This window comes from Alteromonas sp. G4i13, from assembly GCF_054960505.1.
This window is the reverse complement of sequence record NZ_JBHNYX010000002.1, coordinates 107078-127310: the sequence shown is the minus strand read 5'-3', so window position 1 is coordinate 127310 and position 20233 is coordinate 107078. Positions and strand designations below refer to the sequence as shown.

Below are 20233 nucleotides of genomic sequence, written 5' to 3'. Positions count from 1 at the left end.
TAAAGGAGGAGTCAAATCACTCCGCTGTTGCATAGGCATCGACATCCCCCCTAGCTATGCTAATCCTAACGAATAGTCTGAAACAGACCATTTATGGCCTACATGCAACTAGGAACCGTTATGAATAATAATATGCCAATTAAAAAACTTGCCCTATCTATGCTGGTTTGTGCAAGTGCGTTAACTCCTGTCCATGCTGTTGTCACCGACAAAGATATTCAAAATGACCACGTTACTACTGATGACATAGTGACGTATGGAATGGGCTTGAAAGCTCAGCGCTACAGCCCGCTAACCGCCATTAACCGCGATACAGTGGAAGAAGTACGTCCTGTGTGGGCGTTCTCACTAGGTGGTGAAAAGCAGCGGGGTCAAGAATCGCAGCCTATGGTAAAAGATGGTGTGATGTATGTAACCGGATCTTACTCTCGTGTGTGGGCCATCGATGCAAGAACTGGTGAAGAATTATGGCAATATGAGGCGCGTTTGCCAGATGGCATTATGCCTTGCTGTGACGTAATAAACCGTGGTGTTGCGCTTTACGATAATCTGGTCATATTTGGCACCTTGGATGCCAAGCTAGTAGCACTGGATAAAGACACGGGCAAAACCGTTTGGAAGAAAAAAGTTGAAGACTACCGAGCGGGCTACGCCATTACTGCGGCGCCTATTGTTGTTGACGGAAAAGTCATTACAGGGATTTCCGGTGGTGAGTTCGGTATCGTCGGTAAAGTGTATGCTTACGACGCGAAGTCTGGCAAACAGCTATGGGTTAGACCTACCGTTGAAGGGCACATGGGGTATCTGTGGAAAGACGGTAAGAAAACCGAAAATGGTATTTCAGGCGGCGCGCCAGGCAAAACATGGCCTGCTGATTTATGGAAAACCGGTGGTGCAGCAACGTGGCTAGGCGGCACTTACGACTCAGATACAGGCTTGCTATTCTTCGGTACGGGTAACCCTGCACCGTGGAACTCTCACCTACGTCCGGGCGATAACTACTTCTCGTCGTCGCGCTTAGCTATCGACCCTAATACAGGAAAAATTGTGTGGCACTTCCAAACCACACCACACGATGGCTGGGACTTCGATGGCGTAAACGAGCTTATCTCGTTTGACTACCAGGAAAACGGCAAGATAGTAAAAGCAGCGGCAACCGCCGACAGAAACGGCTTTTTCTACGTCCTTAATCGCGAGAACGGTGACTTTATCCGCGGCTTCCCGTTCGTTGACAAATTAAACTGGGCAAAGGGACTGGATGAAAAAGGTCGACCTATCTACGTTGACGAAAATCGCCCAGGAAGCCCAGCGCAATCAGCTGATGGTAAACAAGGTGCACAGGTTGTCGCTCGCCCTGCGTTCTTAGGTGGTAAAAACTGGATGCCAATGGCCTATTCAAAGGATACTGAACTCTTCTATGTTCCTTCAAACGAATGGGAAATGGATATCTGGAACGAGCCAACCTCTTACAAAAAAGGTGCAGCGTACCTTGGTGCTGGTTTCACCATTAAATCAGTGAATGAGGACTTTATTGGCGTACTTAAAGCGATTGACCCCAAAACAGGTAAAACCGTTTGGCGCTATAACAACTTCTCTCCACTTTGGGGCGGCGTGTTAACTACAGGTGGTGGTTTGGTTTGGACCGGTAACCCTGAAGGTTATCTTATGGCCTTTGACGACAAAACTGGCGAAATGGTTTACAAGTTCCAAACTGGCTCAGGTATTGTTGGCTCTCCAGTGACATGGGAAATGGATGGTGAGCAGTACATCTCTGTACTATCTGGATGGGGCGGCGCAGTGCCATTATGGGGCGGTGAAGTTGCAAAACGCGTGAAGCACTTCAACCAAGGCGGCACCGTATGGACGTTTAAGTTGCCCAAGCGCTATCAGCAGGTGGCAAAAAACTAACCTTAGCTGAGCAGTATATAGTGATTAATACATGGCCAGCGCCTAGGTGCGCTGGCCTTTTTTTCTTCACCTATTCATTTACCTGTTAGCAAGGTAAGTCTTCATCATTCTTATGGGCGTTATTTCGACTCTGACTTTAGCACTAACGTTGAAGCAGCTATTGTAAAGCTTGCGCTTTCAGTGGCTATCATTGTGGCCTCCTACCAAAGGAGGAGCCTTTCAAAACCAAAGTAGAGTTACCCCTTATTTCCTCGTACGTATACTTAATTCATAGTCTTTTGAGGATGTATGAATTATGAAAACAAAAATATCGATGTTGTTTGCGGCACTCGTGGTGACTGGCTTGTCTGGCCACGTGCTTGCACATGGAAATGTTATCCCTCAAGGAGCAGATAGCTCAGCTATGCCGCCAATCACTGATGGCGATGAGTCTGAAAATGGCTGGGTGTTTGAAAACCCATATCGAAGCCTTGATGAAGAAACCAAAACGAAGGTCATCAAGTTTGGTGAGTCAGCTTATGCAAATAACTGTGCAGGTTGTCACGGCTTGCACGCGCAGTCTGGCGGAATAAACCCAGACCTTCGTGAACTCGACCCAGAAAGTTTTGAAGACGACGAATGGTTCGTTGAGCGCTTGCGTTTTGGCTCGGCGAAAGGCATGCCTGCACTTGGCGGTATTCCTGAAGGTCAAACCGATCCTATCTTAGACCAAGAGACACTTTGGGCTATTAAAACCTACGTTGAAGCACGTCGCGTTGTGGCCATTGAAGAGGGTGAGATCGAAGCAGATTAGGGCGACGTCTGTTACGCCTTTTTCGCCGGGTTAACGTCGAGTTACCCGGCGCTTTTCGTTTCCAATACCGTCTAACAACACATCAATAGCTTCACTCTTCACTGTTTATAAACTTAAAATGCGCTTAACAAAGGCGTATTTTCATCACACCAGCTGTAGTTTACTTAATATTCCAAAGGCGAGGGCGGTAATAGGCAGAGATGCCAATGTGCTCACTGCGATGATACTTGCCGCCAAACGATAATCACCGCCTAAGTTTCTAACCATGACATAGCTTGCTGCAGCAGTAGGTGAAATGGCGAGAAGAAGAACAATGCCCAGCTCCATACCTCTAAATCCAAAAGCATAAGCAAACGCGACTAATATGGTGGGATAAACCACGCATTTACTGGTTGTGCTAAGCACAATGTTAAACCAGTCACTGGAGAATGAGCGGAACTGTAGGGAAGCTCCGGTACAAATAAGTGCAAGTGGCAGTGTTAGCTGCGCAAAGTATTCACCGGTTTTTATCAAGGTGGTGGGCAATTGCCATTCGAAGTAAGAGAAGGGGAGCGCTGCCGCGATAGAAAGAATCAGCGGGTTTTTCGCCATGCCAGTAACTTGACCCAACAAAGAACGCGACGTGCCTTGATAAAAATTAAGAACAAAGACAGACAATACGTTAAACAATATAGTAATACACCCCATATAGACCGAGGCTACAGCAAGCCCTTCTTGCCCATAGGTATTGGCACAATAAGCAAGGCCAATAATGCCCATATTGGCTCTGAAACCGCCTTGTACAACCACACCTCTGGCTTTGTACGGATGTACGGTCAGATGAGAGGTAATCATCAGAGCGGCAAAAACAATGAGCGTGCCCATAACTCCAACGCCTATCAGCGATAGGTTGGCGGCTTTAGAAAAGTCTGCTCGCGCTATCGATAAAAATAATAGCGCAGGGAGCGCAACGTTAAATACCAGTTTAGATCCAGCTTCTATAAATCCTTCATTGAGCCATTTAATGCGAAAAAATAGCCATCCCATTAACAGAAGGATCAAAACAGGAATCAGCGTGCTGGTAATAAAACTAAGCATAAAAGATACGTAAGCCTTTACATGTGGAAACGAAACAACATAAAAACGCATTTGTAGAATATTGATGAATTTAACCTATTCACAAACGGTTTTGATAAGCGTAACTTAATATTTATATAAGAAAGGGTTGCCGATACAAAAGCTTGCCCTGTGTTTAAAAGCCCCTATTCAAAAGAATTGATGTATGAAAGCACTTCTTTTATTTATTGGTTTTGTAATAGTTAATTGCTTGTGGGGCGGCCTCTCTCACGCTTACGCTAAAAATACTGCGTCTTTAGATAAAATGCAGTTAGTTAACGACAAGCTGTGGATGTATTACGAGGAAGGTAGTCAGCTTACTGCTGAAGACATCCTGACTAAATATCAGCAGAATACACTTATAAAAAATACTAAAGGGCGCGTTAGTTATGGGTTCACTGGTAACACGGTTTGGGGGGGCTGTTGAATTAGATTCATATAGTGTTCTTGTTACTCATATTGCTAAAAATAGCCCAATAAAAGTCGCTGAAGAAATTAAAGGGCAAGTTAGGGGCTCTGACATTACCTTTCGCTGGGGCGGAGAAGAGTTTTTGGTATTTTTGCCCCATACTCGGGTGCATTACGCCAAGCAAATTGCCAAGAATCTCCGCGTACACCTTTTCACCCACGACATCAACAAATTCATACGAGTGACAGTAAGTATAGGTGTGGCAGGAACCTCGCCAGGCGAAGAGGATATAAATGTTCTCATTAAACAGTCAGACCAAGCCTTGTACCTAGCGAAAGCAAAAGGTCGAAACAAAGTGGTGATTTGGGAGGAAGATTCAGAATAAGAGGAAATAACCAATAGGAGAAATAAAGGGAAGTATCTAGCTGATTTATAAATACAGCATTCTCACGTATGATTCTGCTTTTCATTTTCTCAGAGTATCCTTTTCATGTACCAAGATTTTCAAGCAGAGTTGGCGTGGGCTAGCCTTCATATGCCGCGCACTCGTAATGCCATTGCATCACTTCCCGATCTGTCGAACGTTAAACTTGCTTGCAACATGCATTTAGATTTGAAAATGGCGCCTTTGGTTGAAGGGCTACTTTCACGAGGATGCGACATTTTTCTTACCACGTGTAACCCCACTACAGTGCAAGATGACGTGGTGTCTTACCTTGTTGATAAAGGCGCAACGGCCCATGCATGGCGTGATATGAGCGAGGCTGACTGGTCTGAGTCATTCGATAAAGCGCTGGCGTGGCAGCCTACCCATTTGTGTGAAATGGGCGCAGATCTGACAACTCGACTTCACGAAAATATAAAAGCAAATAAACCAGTACCGAGCATTGTATCGGGCTTAGAAGCAACGGGCTCTGGCATTAACCGTTTAAATGGTATGGCGCCAAACTATCCAATATTTAACTGGGATGATTTGCCGGTAAAAGAAGGGCTTCACAACAGGCACATGGTGGGCTTAAGCGCATGGCAAACCTTCTTCCAAACCACTCATCTAACCCTGCACGAACAAGTAGTAGTTGTTATTGGTTATGGTCTGGTAGGGCAGGGCGTTGCTGCCTCGGCTAAAGCGTTTGGGGCACAAGTTCAAGTTGCAGAACTTGATCCAGCAAGAGCGCTTCAAGCGAAGTACGACGGCTGGCCAGTGGTTGATTTAAATGAAGCGGCTAGCCAGGCTGATGTTATTGCCACTGCAACTGGTGCGTATGGCGTGGTGAATTCGAGTCATCTAGACAACATGAAAGACGGAACATTTATTTTAAATGTAGGCCATGTAGCCCAAGAAATTGATGTGCCTTACCTTAAAAACAACGCTACTCACAGTGAGCCAATGCCTTATGTAAATGCCTATAAACTGGGCGATAAAACACTGTATCTTCTAGCCGATGGCTCTATGTTTAACTTAACTGCGGGCTATGGTGACAGCATCAATGCCTTCGACGTAACTTTGGCCGTTATGGCGGCGGGTATCGGCTATATCGTGAATGAAGGCGCAAAAAGCGAAAGAGGCTTGTACTTGCTACCAGAGGCTGCGTGGAAAAGTGCACTGTGAAGCACAGCGAGTCATAAGCGAGTGTTTATCTTTAGGTACGCTGTACAAGCTGTACAAAAGGTCTAGCCATCTCTGCTTATCTCGACATTTCTATTGAATGTTGTACAGTGAGCCCGTTTTAATAAATTCATATTTAAGGCGGGCTGATGACCATTCCAACAGGCAATCAGTCTTGCGCCAGTGTAGGGACGAAAAAAATGGGTAAAATAATAGGTACAAAAACACCACAGCAGGCTTTAGATAGCCTTGCCAACATGACAGGCGATCTGCGCCCCATAGAACTCTCTGAATACAAAGCCCGAATTGCCAAGGCGCAGCATTATATGCAGGAAAATGGCATTGGTGCGCTCTACTTAAACGCGGGTACTAACTTAGCGTATTTTACAGGTATGCAGTGGTACGCCAGTGAGCGTTTAGTCGGTGCGCTTTTGCCTGCAAAGGGTGACGTTGTATATCTAGCTCCTACCTTTGAGATCGACTCTTTAAACGAACGCAAATTAGTGGAAGGCAACATAATTGGCTGGCAAGAGCACGAGAGCCCATATGCGCTTGTCATAGCTATGCTAGATAAACTAAATACCGCTGGAGGCGATAAGCTGGGGGTGGATGAGTCGACCCAGTTTTTTATCGTAGATGGTTTGAATAAGATGCTTGGCCAATCTTGGCAAATTATTAATGGTGCTGAGGTAACAGCACACTGTCGCATGCACAAATCTGAAAGTGAACTCACGCTTATTCAACGCGCTATGGACATGACACTTGCTGTGCATAAAGCGACTGCCAGTATGCTTTATGAAGGTATTACTACTACTGAAGTTGAAGCATTTATTAACGATGCACATAAGAAAGTGGGGGCCACTGGTAACTATTTTTGCATTGTACTTTTTGGAAAAGCCACCTCGTTTCCCCACGGCGTTAAAGACCCTCAAGTTTTAAAGAAAAATGACTTAGTATTGATTGATACTGGCTGTAAGGTGCACGGCTATCTCTCTGATATCACGAGAACCTATTGTTTTGGTGAGCCAACCGATAAGCAAAGAGCATTATGGGAAAGCGAAAAACGCGCGCAGCTTGCCGCATTTAACGCTGCAAAAGTTGGTGTTTCCTGTGGCGATGTGGATAAAGCCGCGCGAGACAGCTTAGCTAAAGATGGCTTAGGACCAGACTATAACTTACCAGGTTTGCCTCATCGAACCGGGCACGGCATAGGCATGGATATTCACGAATGGCCTTATTTGGTGAAAGACAATCCTCACCCGCTAGCATCTGGTATGTGTTTTAGTAACGAACCTATGATCGTAGTACCAAACGAGTTCGGTATTCGCTTAGAAGATCACTTTTATATGACCGAAGATGGCCCGGTGTGGTTTACTGAGCCTAGCGAATCGATTGACTCTTTGTAAGTAAACTAAAATGAAGCTGCTCTTTGTTACGAAGAGCAGCTGTAGTGAGCGACCCCGCCCGCACTGAAAAATTCAAGTGGGCGCAGCTGGTAGTACTTATTCTCTACCTCTTTTGATTGCTCATCATAAGGCGCAGTAAGTATCTTCTGAAGTTCGTGAATTGGCGTAAAGTCACCTTTCTCTGCGGCTTTATAGGCAGGCACAATTAACCATTCGCGCCATGTGAATTTAGGGTTCGCTTTGCGCATATGCTCTGCGGTAGCAGCAATAGCGTTTGTAACATCACCTTGTGTTTCGGCGTCCTTTTCAATGCGCTCACGCCACGTTTGTAGCCATGCTTCCCATTCTGTCATGACCTCTGCTTTAGGCGGGTAGTAAAAGCTTTTCGTCAAGCTCGCCATATCTTCAGGCATTGACGATAGCTCTCGGAAAAACAGATTGTAGTCCACGCCTGTGCGCAGCATTAATTGCAGCAGCTTAATCAGCAAGTCGTGGTTGTAGCTGGCAATGCCAAGCTTTGTTGCCCACATACTCTCCATGGCGCGTTCCATCACGCCAGAAAAACCGTCGTTGATCTCGTTAAGCTTAGAGAGCTGTTCACTGTTGCCTTCAAGTAGCGGCATCAGTGAGCGACAGAACATATCAAAGTTCTTTTGCGCAGCAATGGGCTGGTTTAAAAACGAGAAGTGACGACCGCCGCCTGTCCAAGGTTGGTAGTCTGCTTCAAAAAATTCACAAAAGCCGAATGGTCCATAATCCAGCGTAAAGCCTCCTGCGGCGCAGTTATCGCTATTAAAATTGCCCTGGCAATAACCGACGCGAACCCAACCAGAAACAAGACGCGTTAGCCGGTCTCGAAATAGTGCAGCCAGCGTTACCAATTGCTCTTCAAACAACGTGGTTGTGTCAATTTCACTTGAGTACTCTCGCTCAATAAGGTGCTTAACAATGGCTTCTAGTTCGTTTAACGCTTCGCTGTGTTCGTTACAGCGAGCTCGCCTAGCAAAAAGCTCTATTTGGCCTACGCGCAAAAAGGAGGGCGCCACGCGGGTAGAAATAGCCGTTATATTTTCTACCATCACTTCAGGTTCATAGGAATGAGACCCTTCGCGATACCACGGCCTGTCTACCGTGTTTGATTCAGACATAAACAAGCTCAGCGAACGTGAGGTCGGAATGCCAAGCGCATGCATGTGTTCTTGCACTAAAAATTCGCGCACGCTTGAGCGCAATACGGCGCGCCCGTCTGCGCCGCGACAATAAGGCGTGCGACCCGCACCTTTTAACTGCATTTCCCAACGCTTGCCGTTTAATACTGCTTCAACGATAGAAATTGCTCTGCCGTCGCCGTAGCCGTTACCTGTTCTAAACGGGCACTGCTGTGTGTACTCCGTACCGTAAATAGAAAGTGCGTAGCCGGTTGCCCAGCCGAAGGGCTTCATTGGAGCAGGTACATCCGACATGTCCCCTGAGAACAGCTGGGTGAAATCTTTAGATGTTGCCAAGCTATCGTCTAAGCCTAATTCGGCAAACAGCGTTTCGCTATGAGCAACGTACGTCGGTGCAGTTAATGGGGTCGGAGTAACTGGCACATAGTGACCTGAGAACACTTGGCGCGGGTCATGGTCGTCACCATCGCACGTCGACTGCGGGTCTGGGGTAAGGGTATTCAGCAAAGAGTAATCTACGTGCTTTGCGAATTCATCTAGTGTTTTGATACGTTCTGTCACTATGCCTGCCTATTTCACTGAATGGGAAAATCTGTTTGCGAGCATCGAGGCTCAGGTTACTTTTGCACCTTTAACCATTAACAATCTCGACACTTCATACGTTTTTTCAATGATTATTGTTTAGGTCGAAGTGCAAGCTGCCCTTGCTCTACAGTTAGCTGTAAAGGTACCGTTGAAAGCATGCTTACCGCTTTGTTCGCAGGATCTAGGCGATAAACAGGGTTATTGGCTAAATAGCCATTGATGAGCTGCATGAATTCGCCACTTACAGGGGCTAAATTACCCTTAAAGCCGCCAGCATCAATTGTGCTATCAAGTAGAGACAATGAGCGCACAAAAATCGCTTTTTCTTCACTGTCGTAATAAGGCGTGCCTTCCAAAGCAAGACTTACTTTTGCAGGGTAGTTCAACCCAAATGCACTAATACGCGCAGTGGCAATAGCGCCTAGCTGAACCACGTCTCTGCCATCTGGGCCTATGGTTGCTGTCATATCTTCCACGTCTAAATAAAGAGGAATACCAGCAAGTGACGTTTGCTTCTGCAACTTACTCACTTGGCTATCAAGCACTTGTTCTAACTCGGCATTAGATACAGTGTAAACTGCCAGTTGAGAGAGAGTAGCGCAGCCTGCAAGAATGGTAGCGAAGGCAATGGAAAGTAGAATTCTCATAAAAAAGTCTCTTTTAGCAATGAGTTGTCGAATTACACCGTGCGAGCCGGAAATACTGGCGCTGCAACAAAGAAGTGCCTCTATTGTACGGGCAGAGGAAAGGGATGAACAATGAAATCGTTAATTCGCTAAGACAACGGCTTATTCAGGGAGTCCATGAGTAGGAGAGAGGCGCAAAGCGTAACGCTGGAAAAAAATACTTGGTTGCCGACACTTAATAAAATTGTGTGTATGACCACTGTTGGAATACGTGCAATCGAAAGAGCGTGAACATGGCGTCATTTATATCTCAAGTTGGACAGTTTGTCGCAATCAACTTGATTAGTTTATAGCGGCTGTATTACCGTAGGCCCCTCGGTTGGGGAGTAGCCTGTTTCCGTTTCGAATGGAAAAGTTTGTATCAACATAATTGGTCACATTACCATGGTACAAACACCTCTTGGTTGGCGAGACCATCGATAAGTCCACGCGTAAAGGTCAGGCGTGCGGATTTGTCGTGGACTCAATTAGCCTGACCGGAGTTCTAAAACTATGAGTATCTTCGCTCTTATCTTGCTAGCCTTTGCTATGTCAACAGATGCGTTTGCCGCCGCGATAGGCAAAGGTGTCAAAATCAATCGCCCTCGTTTAAGTTTTGCCCTCAAAATTGGCCTTTTGTTCGGACTTATAGAGGCAACAACTCCATTTATAGGCTGGTTCATTGGTCGCGCGGCGTCTTCATACGTTGAAGCATGGGATCATTGGATTGCGCTAATAATTCTTTCTGGTTTAGGTATTCATATGGTACTCGAGAGCCTGAAACCTGCCGAAGAAGAGTCGACGTCTCAAAAACAATCCTTTATTTTGTTGTGTATTACTGCGTTAGGCACAAGCATCGACGCAATGGCAGTGGGTGCAAGTCTCGCGCTAATTGACGTGAACATTGCTATTGCTGCGACGTTAATTGGGATAGCCACTTTTTCTATGGTAACTATTGGCATTATGTTGGGCAGTGTTATGGGAACATTGATAGGTAAGCGAGCAGAGACATTTGGTGGCATTGTGCTTGTTTCGGTTGGTACTTGGATCTTTGTGAGTCACACACTCTAGAGCGTGTTGATCTTTGTGGTTTGAACGTTAACCGTGCTTCTATTACCGCTATAGCCACGCACGTTGAAACCGTTTATTAGATAACCCGATGGGTTATTTTCATCGCCAGAAAAACCTCGGATCGCAAAGCTATCGAACATGCCGCCAGAGTTGTTTTGTCTAACAATGGTGGGCGCAAAATCTAGTGCATCGATGAAGCGCGAGATCCCTTCTTTTAAGATCAAGCATAAGCAAGGTATTACGTGTCTTTGGCAGGTTTTGTAGAGGTCGCGAATGTTATGTTATCTCGTTTCTTTTGGCAAGGAAGGTAAGCAAACAATAAGGTGAGATTGATGATTATTGCGGGCTGCTACAGATACATACAGGCTGTTTATATTGATAAATGGAAATGTGCAGAGCTGTGAGTAAAAATAAACTTACTGGTCTAAACTGACCTGCGCAGCGTTTTCCTCGGTCTACTAATGCTATACACTTCGCGTTTTTATTACTCTTGCCTGCAGGCTGAACCTAAATTTTTAACTAGGACACTGAATGCGTCACACAACCCTATCTTTGCTCTTTTGTACTTTACCTTTTGCCGCCATGGCCGCTGAAAGTGTTGATTCATCAAACGCTAACGCTGGCGTGGACAGCAACGAAAAAGGCGTAGAAAAAATTACGATTGAAGGGGCGGCGACGGCGAACAACAAGCCGGTAGGGACGTTTAATTCACCTATATCTAACTTAGAATACGATCCGCGAGTCGATTTGCAATCAAGGAACATGGCAGAAGCGCAGGCTGACGTGACTATTCGCGGCGGTATATTCGAAAACACGGGTTTTCGCATAGGAAGCGCAACGCTGATCGACCCGCAAACGGGGCACTATTTCGCTGAAATTCCGATTGCGCCAGAAATGTTGACGAAGCCGAGTATTTTCACGGGCGTCGATAACGCGCTTTACGGCGTAAATAGCTCTGTAGGTACGGTGTCTTACGGCTGGCGTCCCATCCAAACAGCAGGCAGTGTGTCAGTGGGAATAGGTAATAACAACTTCAATTTGCAGCGTGTACACGGTGCAGTAAAGCACGCGCTTAGTGATTTACCCGGTTGGTCTGTTGGCGTTGAAGGAGAGTATTCTCGCTCTGAAAGTGATGGCACTATTGCTAATGGCGATCATAATTTCGAACGCGCGTCAGGGCGTATTCAGCTGGCAAGTAATGACTCACAAACCGACGTGTTTTATGGCTTTCAGCAAAAGTTTTTTGGCTGGCCTAACTTGTACACGCCTTTTAATGTAAACGAGACAGAAGACATTCAAACCCGTTTGGTCATGCTAAATCACAAACAGCGCTACGGCGAAGAGAGCATGAAAAACACCTTTGAAGTTTCTGCTTACTACAGAGAAAATGACGACCATTACGTATACTCACGTGAAAATCCTGAAGCGTTTCAGGCGTTTCACGAAACCAAAGTGAAGTCATTGGCGTTTTCCGGTACTCATCATGTATCGCAAGAATTTGGTATCAACTACGCAGCACAGTTTACTGCAGACGACATCACATCAACCACGCTAGAGAACAATTTCACCTCTCGCGACTACTACAAAATAAGCCTAGTGCCCGAGTATCGAACTCAGTTGAACAGCAATGAATCGCTTACCGTTCGTTTAGGTGCGGCGTTTGACGATACAAATCGCGACGACGACCGACTGTCTTTTGTGGGCGATATTAGTTGGCTTACCCAAACAGGGGGCAATGCCTCGCGTACACTCTATCTTTCGTATGCAGAGGCGACGCAGGTGGCTGGCTACACTGCTGTAGGCGGCAGCACCACAAGGGGTCTGTTTAGAAGTAACAACCAGTTACAGCGAGAAGTCAGCAAAAACTTAGAGTTTGGGGCGTCATTTGATAAAACGTCTTTCAAAGTTGATACCGCTGTATTCTATCGCTGGGATAACGAGCTGACAGATTGGACATATAGCTTCGACGCTACTTCAGCACGCAGTGCAAACCCCGTTGATATCGAAACCCTGGGTGTTGAGGTAATTGCCATTAAACGCTTTGATAGCGCAGATGTAGTTGCCAGCTATACCTATTTAGATAAGTCTGAAGACTACCGAATTGACGAGGTAGACGCGAGCTTTTACGCGCTTAACTATCCGCCGCATCGCGCAACCCTAGGGGTAGTGTGGTTTGCAACTGATACGATTGAAATTCGCGTGGATAATGAATGGAGAAAACAAGAAAACAATGCCCTTAGAAAAGGGAGTGACTCTGCATTCTTTTCTCATGTCGCCCTCACGTATTCACCGGCGCAGATTGAAGGGTTAAATCTGGTGTTGGCAGTCGATAATTTGTGGGATGAACGCTTTGAAGAAATCCCAGGAACGCCGGGTCGCGGCGACCAATATTCTGCCACTGTTACCTATTTTTGGTAAGGACGGCGCAATGACAGTTAATTCTCCTCATACCTCGGACGATTTTGCTGGACGATGGACGCTAACGCGCAAAATCATCCAGCGAAATGGCGATGTATTTACCTTTTCTGGCGAGGCTGAATTCAGCTGGCTGGAAGGCAGTGTACAAAAAGAAAAAAGCGGCTTGGCGTATTACGAAAAAGGCGAAGTAACTGCGCCTAACGAAAGCGTAATGCCCGCAGAACGTCGGTATTTCTGGCAGCAGCCTCAAACTGGTTTATTTGAAGTGTTGTTCGATGATGAACGTTATTTTCATTCTTTCAGTGCGACCAACCCAAACGCTGAGCACTTGTGCGGCGATGATAATTACGTGGTGCGCTATGACTTTACAGCGTGGCCTGTGTGGCGCACTACGTGGCAGGTCATTGGGCCGCGCAAAGACTACACCATGGTGAGTGAGTATAGTCCTGTGTAGCTTTGGCCTTTTTGAGGCTTATAACTGTTTCTGCTTCTTAGCGTGTTGATGGGACATCCAAAGTGCAATAGCAATGATGACACCACCAAGAAGCAGGCGAGAAAAGTCGGTGTCTTTTTGCCAAAGCAGTAAATTAACCACAAGCCCCGCTGGAATAAGTGCGTTATTCATAATAGCTAACGTACCACTAGAAACGGCCAGCGCCCCCTGGTTCCAAAAGTAGTATCCAAGCCCTGATGCCACAATACCCAACCACAGTAGCACTCCCCACTGCTCGGTATTTTGCGGTAGTTGACTTGGGTTGCCGAATAGGAAAAATGCGGGCAAGGCTACAACTAACGCGCCTAAATAAAACCATGCGAATACGTTGTGATAGGGTACTTGAGCTGTAAAAGTCGAGGTCAGCTTTTTATAACCCACTTGTCCTAGTGCAAAGGAAAGATTAGCACCCTGAACAATGGCAAAACCAAACCAGTAGTTATCAGTCACGCCATCAAAGCGAATTATGGCTGCACCTGCGGTGGCAATAAGTGCGCACAATAAATAAAACGGGGTAAACCGCTTAAACAGGGCGTCGTTCAAAATGGCGACATAAAGCGGCGTAAAAATGGTGAAAAGCAACACTTCTGGCACGCTTAAAAACAAAAATGCGTGATAGAAGAAGATATACATCAGCCCTAACTGCACAGCGCCTAAGCTTGCCAAAATCGCTTTTTGTTTAGCACTTAGCAGTGACAATTTAAGAAAGGGAAGGAATACAGCCGAAGCGAGAATAATGCGAGTTAATACCGAAAAGTAGCTATCTACTGCGCCCGCCAAAAACTCACCAATAAGTGAAAAGGAAAAAGCCCATAGGACAGTAACTGCAACAAGGTAAAGCACGCGATTCTCTTCTTCAAAATAATACGCGCGCTAAGGTATTTCAATGTGCCGTTTTAATCAACCAATGCTTGCTTAAACCTTAATTTATAAGGCTAGTGAACAGCGCTAGATATTACAGGTGTCGGCGTGGGTTTTGATTTTTTATCGTCCTTGAGTTCACCAGCCTCTTCAACCAGTGCCGTCATGGCGTCAATAATATCTAGGAAACTCGACAGTTGTTCTGGCGTTAGGCCGTTAGATAAGTGCTCGATTTTATTGATAAGCTGTTTAGTAGGTAAGCGCATAGCGTCAAAATCTCGTTGTTTACGTGTTTAAATTTCGTTTCTTTTAAATGTCTTTCAAGTTGCTTGCCAAGATGCAAATTATTAAGTTCAAAAGCCTTGTTAATAGATGGCAATTTATGCCGCTGCGCAATGTTAGGTGACAGATGACTCATCAACGGGTTCTTATTGCTTCAATGCGCGTCCAGTGTCATTGTAGAAATTCAGTTTTTTTACCCGTTATGAAAAAAGGATGAAGGCAATGACAGATACAAAAAGAAGACAATTTTTAGCAACCGCAGGAGCGCTAGCTTCACTATCTGCATTGCCGGCTTCTGCACAGGCAACCCCCCGTGCTAGCGCTGAGTTACCACCTATCCTTCACATGGTTTACTTCTGGCTTAAAGACACAACGTCAACAGAAGATAAGCAAAAGCTTATTGACGGCTTACAATCGTTGCGCGCCATTCCACAGGTTCACTCGCTCCACATAGGCGTGCCTGCGAATACACTCAAGCGGGATGTAATCGATAATTCCTTTGATGTCTCTGAGCTTATGTTTTTTGAAAGCGTTGAAGCACAAGATGAGTATCAGATTCATCCTATCCATAAAAAATTCATAGAAGACTGCGCTCACTTATGACGCGAGGTAGTGGTGCGCGATTCCATATCGGTTTAACTATCCGTAATTCCCAAAATAATATATCTGTCGATGTTATACGGAGCCTTTAAGCGTGCTTAAAAAAGCCCTTAGTTTAGCGATTTAAAATGCGTGGTATGATGTCGGTAAAGACATGATAAACAACAATTTGAGCGCTTTAAAAAGGACCAAGAAAATGCCACATATTCGCGCAAGAGGTATTGAGCAAACTGTATTAGAGAAAGTCGCAGGGGACATTGTTGAGCAGTTTGCGAAGCTCACTGATACCCCCAACGATCACTTCACGGTAGAGCATATTGCGAGTCAGTTTGTTGCGGCTGGTGGAGCCTCATCAGGCTATCCTTTCATAGAAGTGTTGTGGTTTGATCGCGGGCAAGATACCAAAACCGCGGTGGCTACCCTTATCGATGAAGCGCTTCGTCCGTTCGTAGGAAAACATACGGACATTACCGTACTTTTTGAAGACCTAAACGGCAAAGATTATTACGAGAATCGCGAGCACTTTTAGGGCGTGTGCTCAATTCTTTACGTGTTGAGCAAAGGCCGCTGGTAGCAGGTTGAACGAAATAATACGCTTTAATTTGTACAAGTCTCATTATCAGCGTCGCCCGAGGCAAATATTGACAGAGACAGACATGAACAACGTTAAAATTATAGGTGCCGGCATGACAAAGTTTGTTAAGCCAGGTAGCCAGTTACCCTATCGCATTATGGCTTCGAATGCCGTGGAATCAGCCCTTAAAGATGCAGATATTGACAAAAAGCATATTCAGCAAGTTTTCGCATCTTATATCTATGGTGACAGCACCTGTGGTCAACACGCTTTTTACGACGTGGCACAGCTTGGCGTGCCAGTTGTCAATGTAAATAACAATTGTGCAAGCGGAGCCAGTGCTATTTATCTTGCCCGACAGGCAATTCTTTCCGGAGAGGTCGACTGCGCTGTAGCTTTTGGTTTTGAGGAGATGCAGCCGGGAGCTTTGGGCAGTCATTGGCAGGACAGAGAAAGTCCGTTTGACCGTTTCACGCCTGTTTATGATGAGTTTGATGTGCCTCCAGCTCCTATTGCGTTGAGAGCGTTCGGTTCAGCTGGTAAGCACTACATGGAAAAATTCGGTGTAAGCCCAAATCTTTTTGCTGAAGTTTCGGTTAAGTCTCGACAGCACGCTATCAACAACCCTTTTTCTTTGTTCACTTCTCCACTTAGCGTGCAAGAAGTGCTAGCAGACAAGGTGATTTTCGATAGCTATTTAACGCGAACAATGGCTTGTCCACCTACCTGTGGCGCTGCAGCAGTAGTGTTGTGTAGTGAAACATTTGCCAAGAAACACGGCATAACAAATGCGGTGTCTATTCTTGGACAAGGAATGGCTACGGATACTGTTGACTCTTGGCGTGACCCCATTTCAGCGGTGGGGAGTGAGATGACAAAAATAGCATCTCACAAGGCATACGAGGCTGCAGCGGTCTCTCCACACGATATAGATGTAATAGAGCTGCACGATTGCTTCACAACGAATGAGATTATCACTTATGAAGCACTTGGGTTGTGCCTTGAAGGTGAAGCTGAAAAGCTCGTCATTGACCGAGACAATACTTATGGTGGTAAATACGTTGTTGGACCGTCAGGTGGTTTGATGTCAAAAGGCCATCCCATAGGGGCGACGGGTATAGCGCAGTGTGTGGAATTATCATGGCATTTAACTAACAGAGCAGGGCAGAGACAGGTAGAAAATGCAAAGCTTGCTCTGGCTCATAACATTGGTCTGGGTGGCGCGGCGGTAGTGACTATCCTTGGCGCCGACTAGCTTACAATACATGCCCAGCAGTAAAGTGTAGCTGAACTGTGTTTGGGCTTGACGGGCTAAACGGGCTCGTTGAGCTAAAAAGAAGCTTTCGCTCAACTACAGATTCGGTGTGCCTTACTCGGTATTTGTTGAAGTGGGGAAGGTGATCATTACGTGTAGCTGGTCACCTTCGTAATTGACGTTAAATGTTCCATTCAGCGCTTCTACCAGTGCGTTCACTATCGCTAATCCAAGCCCGTTTCCTTGTGAATGACTTTCACGCCAAAATCGTCTTTTCATGTACGCTAGCGTTTCAGTATTAAGCGTTGCATGATTGGAAACGCGAATAACAAACACGTTGTCGTCTTCTTCAATGGCTATTGAAATCGGCATGCCTTTAACACCGTGTTGACGGGCGTTATCTATAAGATTTTTCATGACAATAGTGAATGCGAATACGGGGATGTGTGATAACCGTTTTGAAGCATTGGTATGAACCTGAATGTCGCTATTTTCACAGCTTAACTCTGTCAGCAGGTTATTAAGTTCTTTAGATAGTTCCCACGGTTGCACATGCTGCTCAATTGGCGCTTTGTCTATTCTTGCCAGCAACAGCAAATTTTCTAATAAGCTTTGCAAGCGACTTGCACTAAATAAACTCTTCTCAATAGCACGCTGTTGCGTTTCTCCTTGCGTGACTTTTGCTACCTGTAGTTGACTAATAATGCCCGTCAAAGGTGTTCTTAATTCATGAGCAGCGTTATCGGTAAACGCTTTTTCCCTTTCAATAGCGTTTTCAAGCTTGGTGAACAACTGATTCTGGCTATCAATTAGGGGAGTAATTTCTTGCAGGTTATGCTTTAACCGAATTGGATTTAAATCGTTTGGTGAGCGATTGGTGATGGCGTCTTTTAGTCGCTGAAGCGGCCTCAACTCTCTTCCTAAGGCAAACCAGATCACAAGCAGCGAAACCACGAGGGAAATGAGTGTTGGAAGGGCGCTGACGATTACCATCTGGACAAATATTGCATGTCGCTCAGAAAGCTTTTCAGCGATAGAAATGGTGTGCTTTTCTGTTTTTAAAGAAAATACCCGCCACTCGATGTTTTCAACAATAACGGTATCAAGTCCCGATGGTAGCGTATTAGGTAGTGTTAGCTCTTGAGGGTGGCTATTGGCAATAATTTCACCATTTAACGCGCTTATCTTACAGGCAAGTCCTTTTAAGGTGCCCGCATCGTTGAACGTACCGTTTGGGGAAAGACCCAAGTTGCTCAGTGAATTTTGGTCGGACAGCATAAGGTTATTCATCATTCTTGCCGTGGAGGCAAGGCGGCTATCCATGGCTTGGTTTATCTCGCTTTTCAGCTGGGTAATAGAGAAATAACTGGCTGTCAGCCACAAGACAAAAAATACAGGAGCAATAATTGCGATGAGCTTTAGTCGAAGACTCATGTTTCTTATTCCTGCTGATGAGCGAGGCGGTAGCCCAGACCACGTTCCGTGATAATGATATGTTTACCTACTTTTTTTCTAAGATTAAACAAATGCACGTTTAAGGCGTTGCTATTCACATCATCGTTGACGCCATATAAGTAGTCTTTAAGCTGTGCTTCACTTAAAATTCTGCCTGGGTTTGATAAGAATAAATACAGAAGTTTCAGCTCACATGGAGATAAGGATAACTGCTCGCCGCGCACTTCTACGCGTTTGGCTTTAGCATCAAACGTAAGCTCTTCAAACTTCAATATCTCGTGTAAATGCTGATCTTGTCTTCTCGTTACGCTGTAAATCCTTGCAATTAACTCTTCAAAGTCAAAAGGCTTTGTCACGTAGTCATCTGCACCTTTATTCAGCCCCGTCACCTTATCTTCAATGGCATCTCTTGCCGTTAAAAGAATGATCGCCATTGGCAGCTTTTTCTTCCTGACTAACGATAACATTTCCAGTCCGCTTCCATCGGGCAGTGCGATATCTAACAAGCACACGTCAAACTGGTTAATTGATACATAGTGCTTAGCCTCACTTAACGTGACGGCGTGGGTGACTTGCATGAGTTTGCTTTGAAGGTAAACACATACTGCGTCTGCAATAACGAGGTCGTCTTCAACGAGAAGAATATTCATAGTTTTTCACAAAGCGGTTTGATGCGTAGTAGCTAATGGGTGAACATTAATATTAAATTAATCTTTGGTAATTAGTTTACCAGCTTAAACTTACTAAGTGCATTTAACGTGAATACGATCAATTTAGGCCCTTTCGCTATGATGACCAGCACCGCATTAATTATTGCGGGTGTAATTATTTTCTGGAGCCTTGTCGGCTATTTGGCAAGAGCCAGCACGCAGAAGAACGAAGCTACTGACACTATATTCTGGTCTATCGCAGCCGGGCTAGTTGTGGCACGTTTAATCTTCGTCATAGATTTGTGGGAGATTTATCAAAAAGACTGGCTTTCCGTACTCAATATTAGAGATGGTGGTTTCAACAGCTATTCTGGGTGGTTTGCGGGCTTAACGGTTCTTTTGGTTAGAGCAAAAAAGCATCGTCAGCTTATGTCGTTTTATCTTAAATCTGGGGCTATCACCGCGGCTGCGTTGTTTCCACTAGTTGTAATTCAAACCTTATATAATACCTCTCCTAGTCCGCTAAATATCAATGCTCAGACTTCAAGTGGCGAGTATCAATCACTAGAGCTAAATATCGGTAAACCTGTCGTCATCAACTTTTGGGCTTCATGGTGCCCTCCGTGTCGCCGCGAAATGCCCGTTTTAGCGCGGGCACAACAAACGCAGTCAGACGTAAAATTTATTTTTATCAATCAAAGCGAAGCGCCCACGAAAGCAGAACGCTTCTTAATGAGCCAAGGTGTTGACCTTGAAAATACTTACTTTGATTTTGCAGGCAATATCTCAAAAAGCTTTGGCGCATATGGCCTGCCAACTACGTTATTTTTCAATGCAAAAGGCGAGTTAGTTGACCGCCACATGGGTGAGCTGTCTGAGGCTAGCCTTCAGCATTACCTCCGTCCTCTTCTCAAGTAAATTAAGTACCTCAAGGAATA

Annotated in this window: 20 protein-coding genes, 1 pseudogene and 1 riboswitch; of the genes and pseudogenes, 13 read left to right on the top strand and 8 right to left on the bottom strand. The window is 45.4% G+C overall.

Annotated features, from left to right (window positions below; genetic code table 11):
• Positions 1 to 120 precede the first annotated feature (120 nt).
• Both ACFI6J_RS01560 and pedF read left to right on the top strand, forming a co-directional pair.
• Entirely contained in the window at positions 121 to 1908 is a 1788-nt protein-coding gene (locus tag ACFI6J_RS01560; RefSeq protein WP_348670576.1) for a PQQ-dependent methanol/ethanol family dehydrogenase, read from the top strand.
• A 295-nt stretch (positions 1909 to 2203) separates the two neighbouring features.
• Positions 2204 to 2701 (top strand): cytochrome c-550 PedF, encoded by a 498-nt coding sequence (gene pedF / locus ACFI6J_RS01555; protein WP_014950662.1) that lies wholly within the window; start codon positions 2204 to 2206, stop codon positions 2699 to 2701.
• A gap of 144 nt (positions 2702 to 2845) precedes the next feature.
• Here pedF and ACFI6J_RS01550 read toward each other — a convergent pair whose 3' ends face one another.
• Positions 2846 to 3778 (bottom strand): AEC family transporter, encoded by a 933-nt coding sequence (locus ACFI6J_RS01550; protein WP_014950661.1) that lies wholly within the window; start codon positions 3776 to 3778, stop codon positions 2846 to 2848.
• Between the two features lie 184 nt (positions 3779 to 3962).
• On the opposite strand from ACFI6J_RS01550, the gene ACFI6J_RS01545 reads away from it, so the two are divergent.
• The 4 genes from ACFI6J_RS01545 to ACFI6J_RS01530 all read left to right on the top strand — a co-directional run bounded on the left by ACFI6J_RS01545 (position 3963) and on the right by ACFI6J_RS01530 (position 7217).
• Positions 3963 to 4223: a hypothetical protein gene (locus ACFI6J_RS01545; protein ID WP_287498533.1), complete on the top strand. Its 261-nt coding sequence runs from the start codon at positions 3963 to 3965 to the stop codon at positions 4221 to 4223.
• Positions 4186 to 4590, top strand: a complete 405-nt coding sequence (locus ACFI6J_RS01540) for a GGDEF domain-containing protein (RefSeq protein WP_278346719.1) — start codon at positions 4186 to 4188, stop codon at positions 4588 to 4590. Before ACFI6J_RS01545 ends, ACFI6J_RS01540 begins: the two co-directional genes overlap by 38 nt.
• Positions 4591 to 4695: 105 nt before the next feature.
• Positions 4696 to 5814: an adenosylhomocysteinase gene (locus tag ACFI6J_RS01535; RefSeq protein WP_458726391.1), complete on the top strand. Its 1119-nt coding sequence runs from the start codon at positions 4696 to 4698 to the stop codon at positions 5812 to 5814.
• A 197-nt stretch (positions 5815 to 6011) separates the two neighbouring features.
• On the top strand, positions 6012 to 7217 hold the full coding sequence (locus ACFI6J_RS01530; RefSeq protein WP_342341258.1) for a M24 family metallopeptidase: 1206 nt from the start codon (positions 6012 to 6014) through the stop codon (positions 7215 to 7217).
• Positions 7218 to 7243: 26 nt separating this feature from the next.
• Here the strand turns inward: ACFI6J_RS01530 and ACFI6J_RS01525 are convergent, their stop codons facing one another.
• Positions 7244 to 8947, bottom strand: a complete 1704-nt coding sequence (locus ACFI6J_RS01525) for a protein adenylyltransferase SelO family protein (RefSeq protein WP_348671011.1) — start codon at positions 8945 to 8947, stop codon at positions 7244 to 7246.
• Positions 8948 to 9060: 113 nt separating this feature from the next.
• The gene (locus ACFI6J_RS01520; RefSeq protein ID WP_156086915.1) at positions 9061 to 9618 is read right to left on the bottom strand and encodes a DUF1439 domain-containing protein; all 558 of its coding nucleotides are present in this window, start codon (positions 9616 to 9618) and stop codon (positions 9061 to 9063) included.
• A 351-nt stretch (positions 9619 to 9969) separates the two neighbouring features.
• Positions 9970 to 10097, top strand: a riboswitch (yybP-ykoY riboswitch).
• A 52-nt stretch (positions 10098 to 10149) separates the two neighbouring features.
• Between ACFI6J_RS01520 and ACFI6J_RS01515 the strand changes: the two genes are divergently transcribed.
• Positions 10150 to 10707: a manganese efflux pump MntP gene (locus ACFI6J_RS01515; protein WP_014950655.1), complete on the top strand. Its 558-nt coding sequence runs from the start codon at positions 10150 to 10152 to the stop codon at positions 10705 to 10707.
• A gap of 8 nt (positions 10708 to 10715) precedes the next feature.
• Here the strand turns inward: ACFI6J_RS01515 and ACFI6J_RS01510 are convergent.
• Positions 10716 to 10928, bottom strand: a pseudogene (locus tag ACFI6J_RS01510) (TonB-dependent receptor plug domain-containing protein); the annotation flags it as partial.
• A 310-nt stretch (positions 10929 to 11238) separates the two neighbouring features.
• Between ACFI6J_RS01510 and ACFI6J_RS01505 the strand changes: the two are divergent.
• Complete coding sequence (locus tag ACFI6J_RS01505) at positions 11239 to 13125, top strand: TonB-dependent receptor plug domain-containing protein (protein ID WP_239246607.1); 1887 nt, start codon at positions 11239 to 11241, stop codon at positions 13123 to 13125.
• 10 nt (positions 13126 to 13135) lie between these two features.
• Entirely contained in the window at positions 13136 to 13579 is a 444-nt protein-coding gene (locus ACFI6J_RS01500) for a DUF6314 family protein (protein WP_462556266.1), read from the top strand.
• A gap of 18 nt (positions 13580 to 13597) precedes the next feature.
• Here ACFI6J_RS01500 and ACFI6J_RS01495 read toward each other — a convergent pair whose 3' ends face one another.
• A complete protein-coding gene (locus tag ACFI6J_RS01495) occupies positions 13598 to 14461 on the bottom strand; it encodes a DMT family transporter (protein ID WP_462556263.1) in 864 nt (287 codons plus the stop codon).
• A 92-nt stretch (positions 14462 to 14553) separates the two neighbouring features.
• Positions 14554 to 14745, bottom strand: coding sequence for a hypothetical protein (locus tag ACFI6J_RS01490; protein ID WP_462556260.1), 192 nt, complete (start codon positions 14743 to 14745; stop codon positions 14554 to 14556).
• 238 nt (positions 14746 to 14983) lie between these two features.
• Here ACFI6J_RS01490 and ACFI6J_RS01485 point away from each other — a divergent pair, with 238 nt between their 5' ends.
• The 3 genes from ACFI6J_RS01485 to ACFI6J_RS01475 all read left to right on the top strand — a co-directional run bounded on the left by ACFI6J_RS01485 (position 14984) and on the right by ACFI6J_RS01475 (position 17190).
• Positions 14984 to 15364, top strand: a complete 381-nt coding sequence (locus ACFI6J_RS01485) for a Dabb family protein (RefSeq protein ID WP_462556257.1) — start codon at positions 14984 to 14986, stop codon at positions 15362 to 15364.
• Positions 15365 to 15557: 193 nt separating this feature from the next.
• On the top strand, positions 15558 to 15890 hold the full coding sequence (locus tag ACFI6J_RS01480) for a DUF1904 family protein (protein WP_283627746.1): 333 nt from the start codon (positions 15558 to 15560) through the stop codon (positions 15888 to 15890).
• Positions 15891 to 16017: 127 nt separating this feature from the next.
• Positions 16018 to 17190, top strand: a complete 1173-nt coding sequence (locus ACFI6J_RS01475; RefSeq protein WP_462556253.1) for a thiolase C-terminal domain-containing protein — start codon at positions 16018 to 16020, stop codon at positions 17188 to 17190.
• A 114-nt stretch (positions 17191 to 17304) separates the two neighbouring features.
• On the opposite strand, the gene ACFI6J_RS01470 is transcribed toward ACFI6J_RS01475, so the two are convergent.
• Together ACFI6J_RS01470 and ACFI6J_RS01465 are read right to left on the bottom strand one after the other, a co-directional pair.
• On the bottom strand, positions 17305 to 18624 hold the full coding sequence (locus ACFI6J_RS01470) for a histidine kinase dimerization/phospho-acceptor domain-containing protein (protein WP_348670620.1): 1320 nt from the start codon (positions 18622 to 18624) through the stop codon (positions 17305 to 17307).
• Positions 18625 to 18629: 5 nt separating this feature from the next.
• Entirely contained in the window at positions 18630 to 19295 is a 666-nt protein-coding gene (locus tag ACFI6J_RS01465) for a response regulator transcription factor (protein ID WP_283626948.1), read from the bottom strand.
• Between the two features lie 108 nt (positions 19296 to 19403).
• On the opposite strand from ACFI6J_RS01465, the gene ACFI6J_RS01460 reads away from it, so the two are divergent.
• Positions 19404 to 20213 (top strand): prolipoprotein diacylglyceryl transferase family protein, encoded by an 810-nt coding sequence (locus tag ACFI6J_RS01460; protein WP_283626949.1) that lies wholly within the window; start codon positions 19404 to 19406, stop codon positions 20211 to 20213.
• The last annotated feature ends 20 nt before the right edge of the window (positions 20214 to 20233 follow it).

Bases quoted from the DNA above. Each gene is read 5' to 3' on its own strand.
- ACFI6J_RS01560 (WP_348670576.1), top strand. From the start codon at position 121: ATGAATAATAATATGCCAATTAAAAAACTTGCCCTATCTATGCTGGTT.
- pedF (WP_014950662.1), top strand. From the start codon at position 2,204: ATGAAAACAAAAATATCGATGTTGTTTGCGGCACTCGTGGTGACTGGC.
- ACFI6J_RS01550 (WP_014950661.1), bottom strand. From the start codon at position 3,778: ATGCTTAGTTTTATTACCAGCACGCTGATTCCTGTTTTGATCCTTCTG.
- ACFI6J_RS01545 (WP_287498533.1), top strand. From the start codon at position 3,963: ATGAAAGCACTTCTTTTATTTATTGGTTTTGTAATAGTTAATTGCTTG.
- ACFI6J_RS01540 (WP_278346719.1), top strand. From the start codon at position 4,186: ATGGGTTCACTGGTAACACGGTTTGGGGGGGCTGTTGAATTAGATTCA.
- ACFI6J_RS01535 (WP_458726391.1), top strand. From the start codon at position 4,696: ATGTACCAAGATTTTCAAGCAGAGTTGGCGTGGGCTAGCCTTCATATG.
- ACFI6J_RS01530 (WP_342341258.1), top strand. From the start codon at position 6,012: ATGGGTAAAATAATAGGTACAAAAACACCACAGCAGGCTTTAGATAGC.
- ACFI6J_RS01520 (WP_156086915.1), bottom strand. From the start codon at position 9,618: ATGAGAATTCTACTTTCCATTGCCTTCGCTACCATTCTTGCAGGCTGC.
- ACFI6J_RS01515 (WP_014950655.1), top strand. From the start codon at position 10,150: ATGAGTATCTTCGCTCTTATCTTGCTAGCCTTTGCTATGTCAACAGAT.
- ACFI6J_RS01505 (WP_239246607.1), top strand. From the start codon at position 11,239: ATGCGTCACACAACCCTATCTTTGCTCTTTTGTACTTTACCTTTTGCC.
- ACFI6J_RS01500 (WP_462556266.1), top strand. From the start codon at position 13,136: ATGACAGTTAATTCTCCTCATACCTCGGACGATTTTGCTGGACGATGG.
- ACFI6J_RS01490 (WP_462556260.1), bottom strand. From the start codon at position 14,745: ATGCGCTTACCTACTAAACAGCTTATCAATAAAATCGAGCACTTATCT.
- ACFI6J_RS01485 (WP_462556257.1), top strand. From the start codon at position 14,984: ATGACAGATACAAAAAGAAGACAATTTTTAGCAACCGCAGGAGCGCTA.
- ACFI6J_RS01480 (WP_283627746.1), top strand. From the start codon at position 15,558: ATGCCACATATTCGCGCAAGAGGTATTGAGCAAACTGTATTAGAGAAA.
- ACFI6J_RS01475 (WP_462556253.1), top strand. From the start codon at position 16,018: ATGAACAACGTTAAAATTATAGGTGCCGGCATGACAAAGTTTGTTAAG.
- ACFI6J_RS01470 (WP_348670620.1), bottom strand. From the start codon at position 18,624: ATGAGTCTTCGACTAAAGCTCATCGCAATTATTGCTCCTGTATTTTTT.
- ACFI6J_RS01465 (WP_283626948.1), bottom strand. From the start codon at position 19,295: ATGAATATTCTTCTCGTTGAAGACGACCTCGTTATTGCAGACGCAGTA.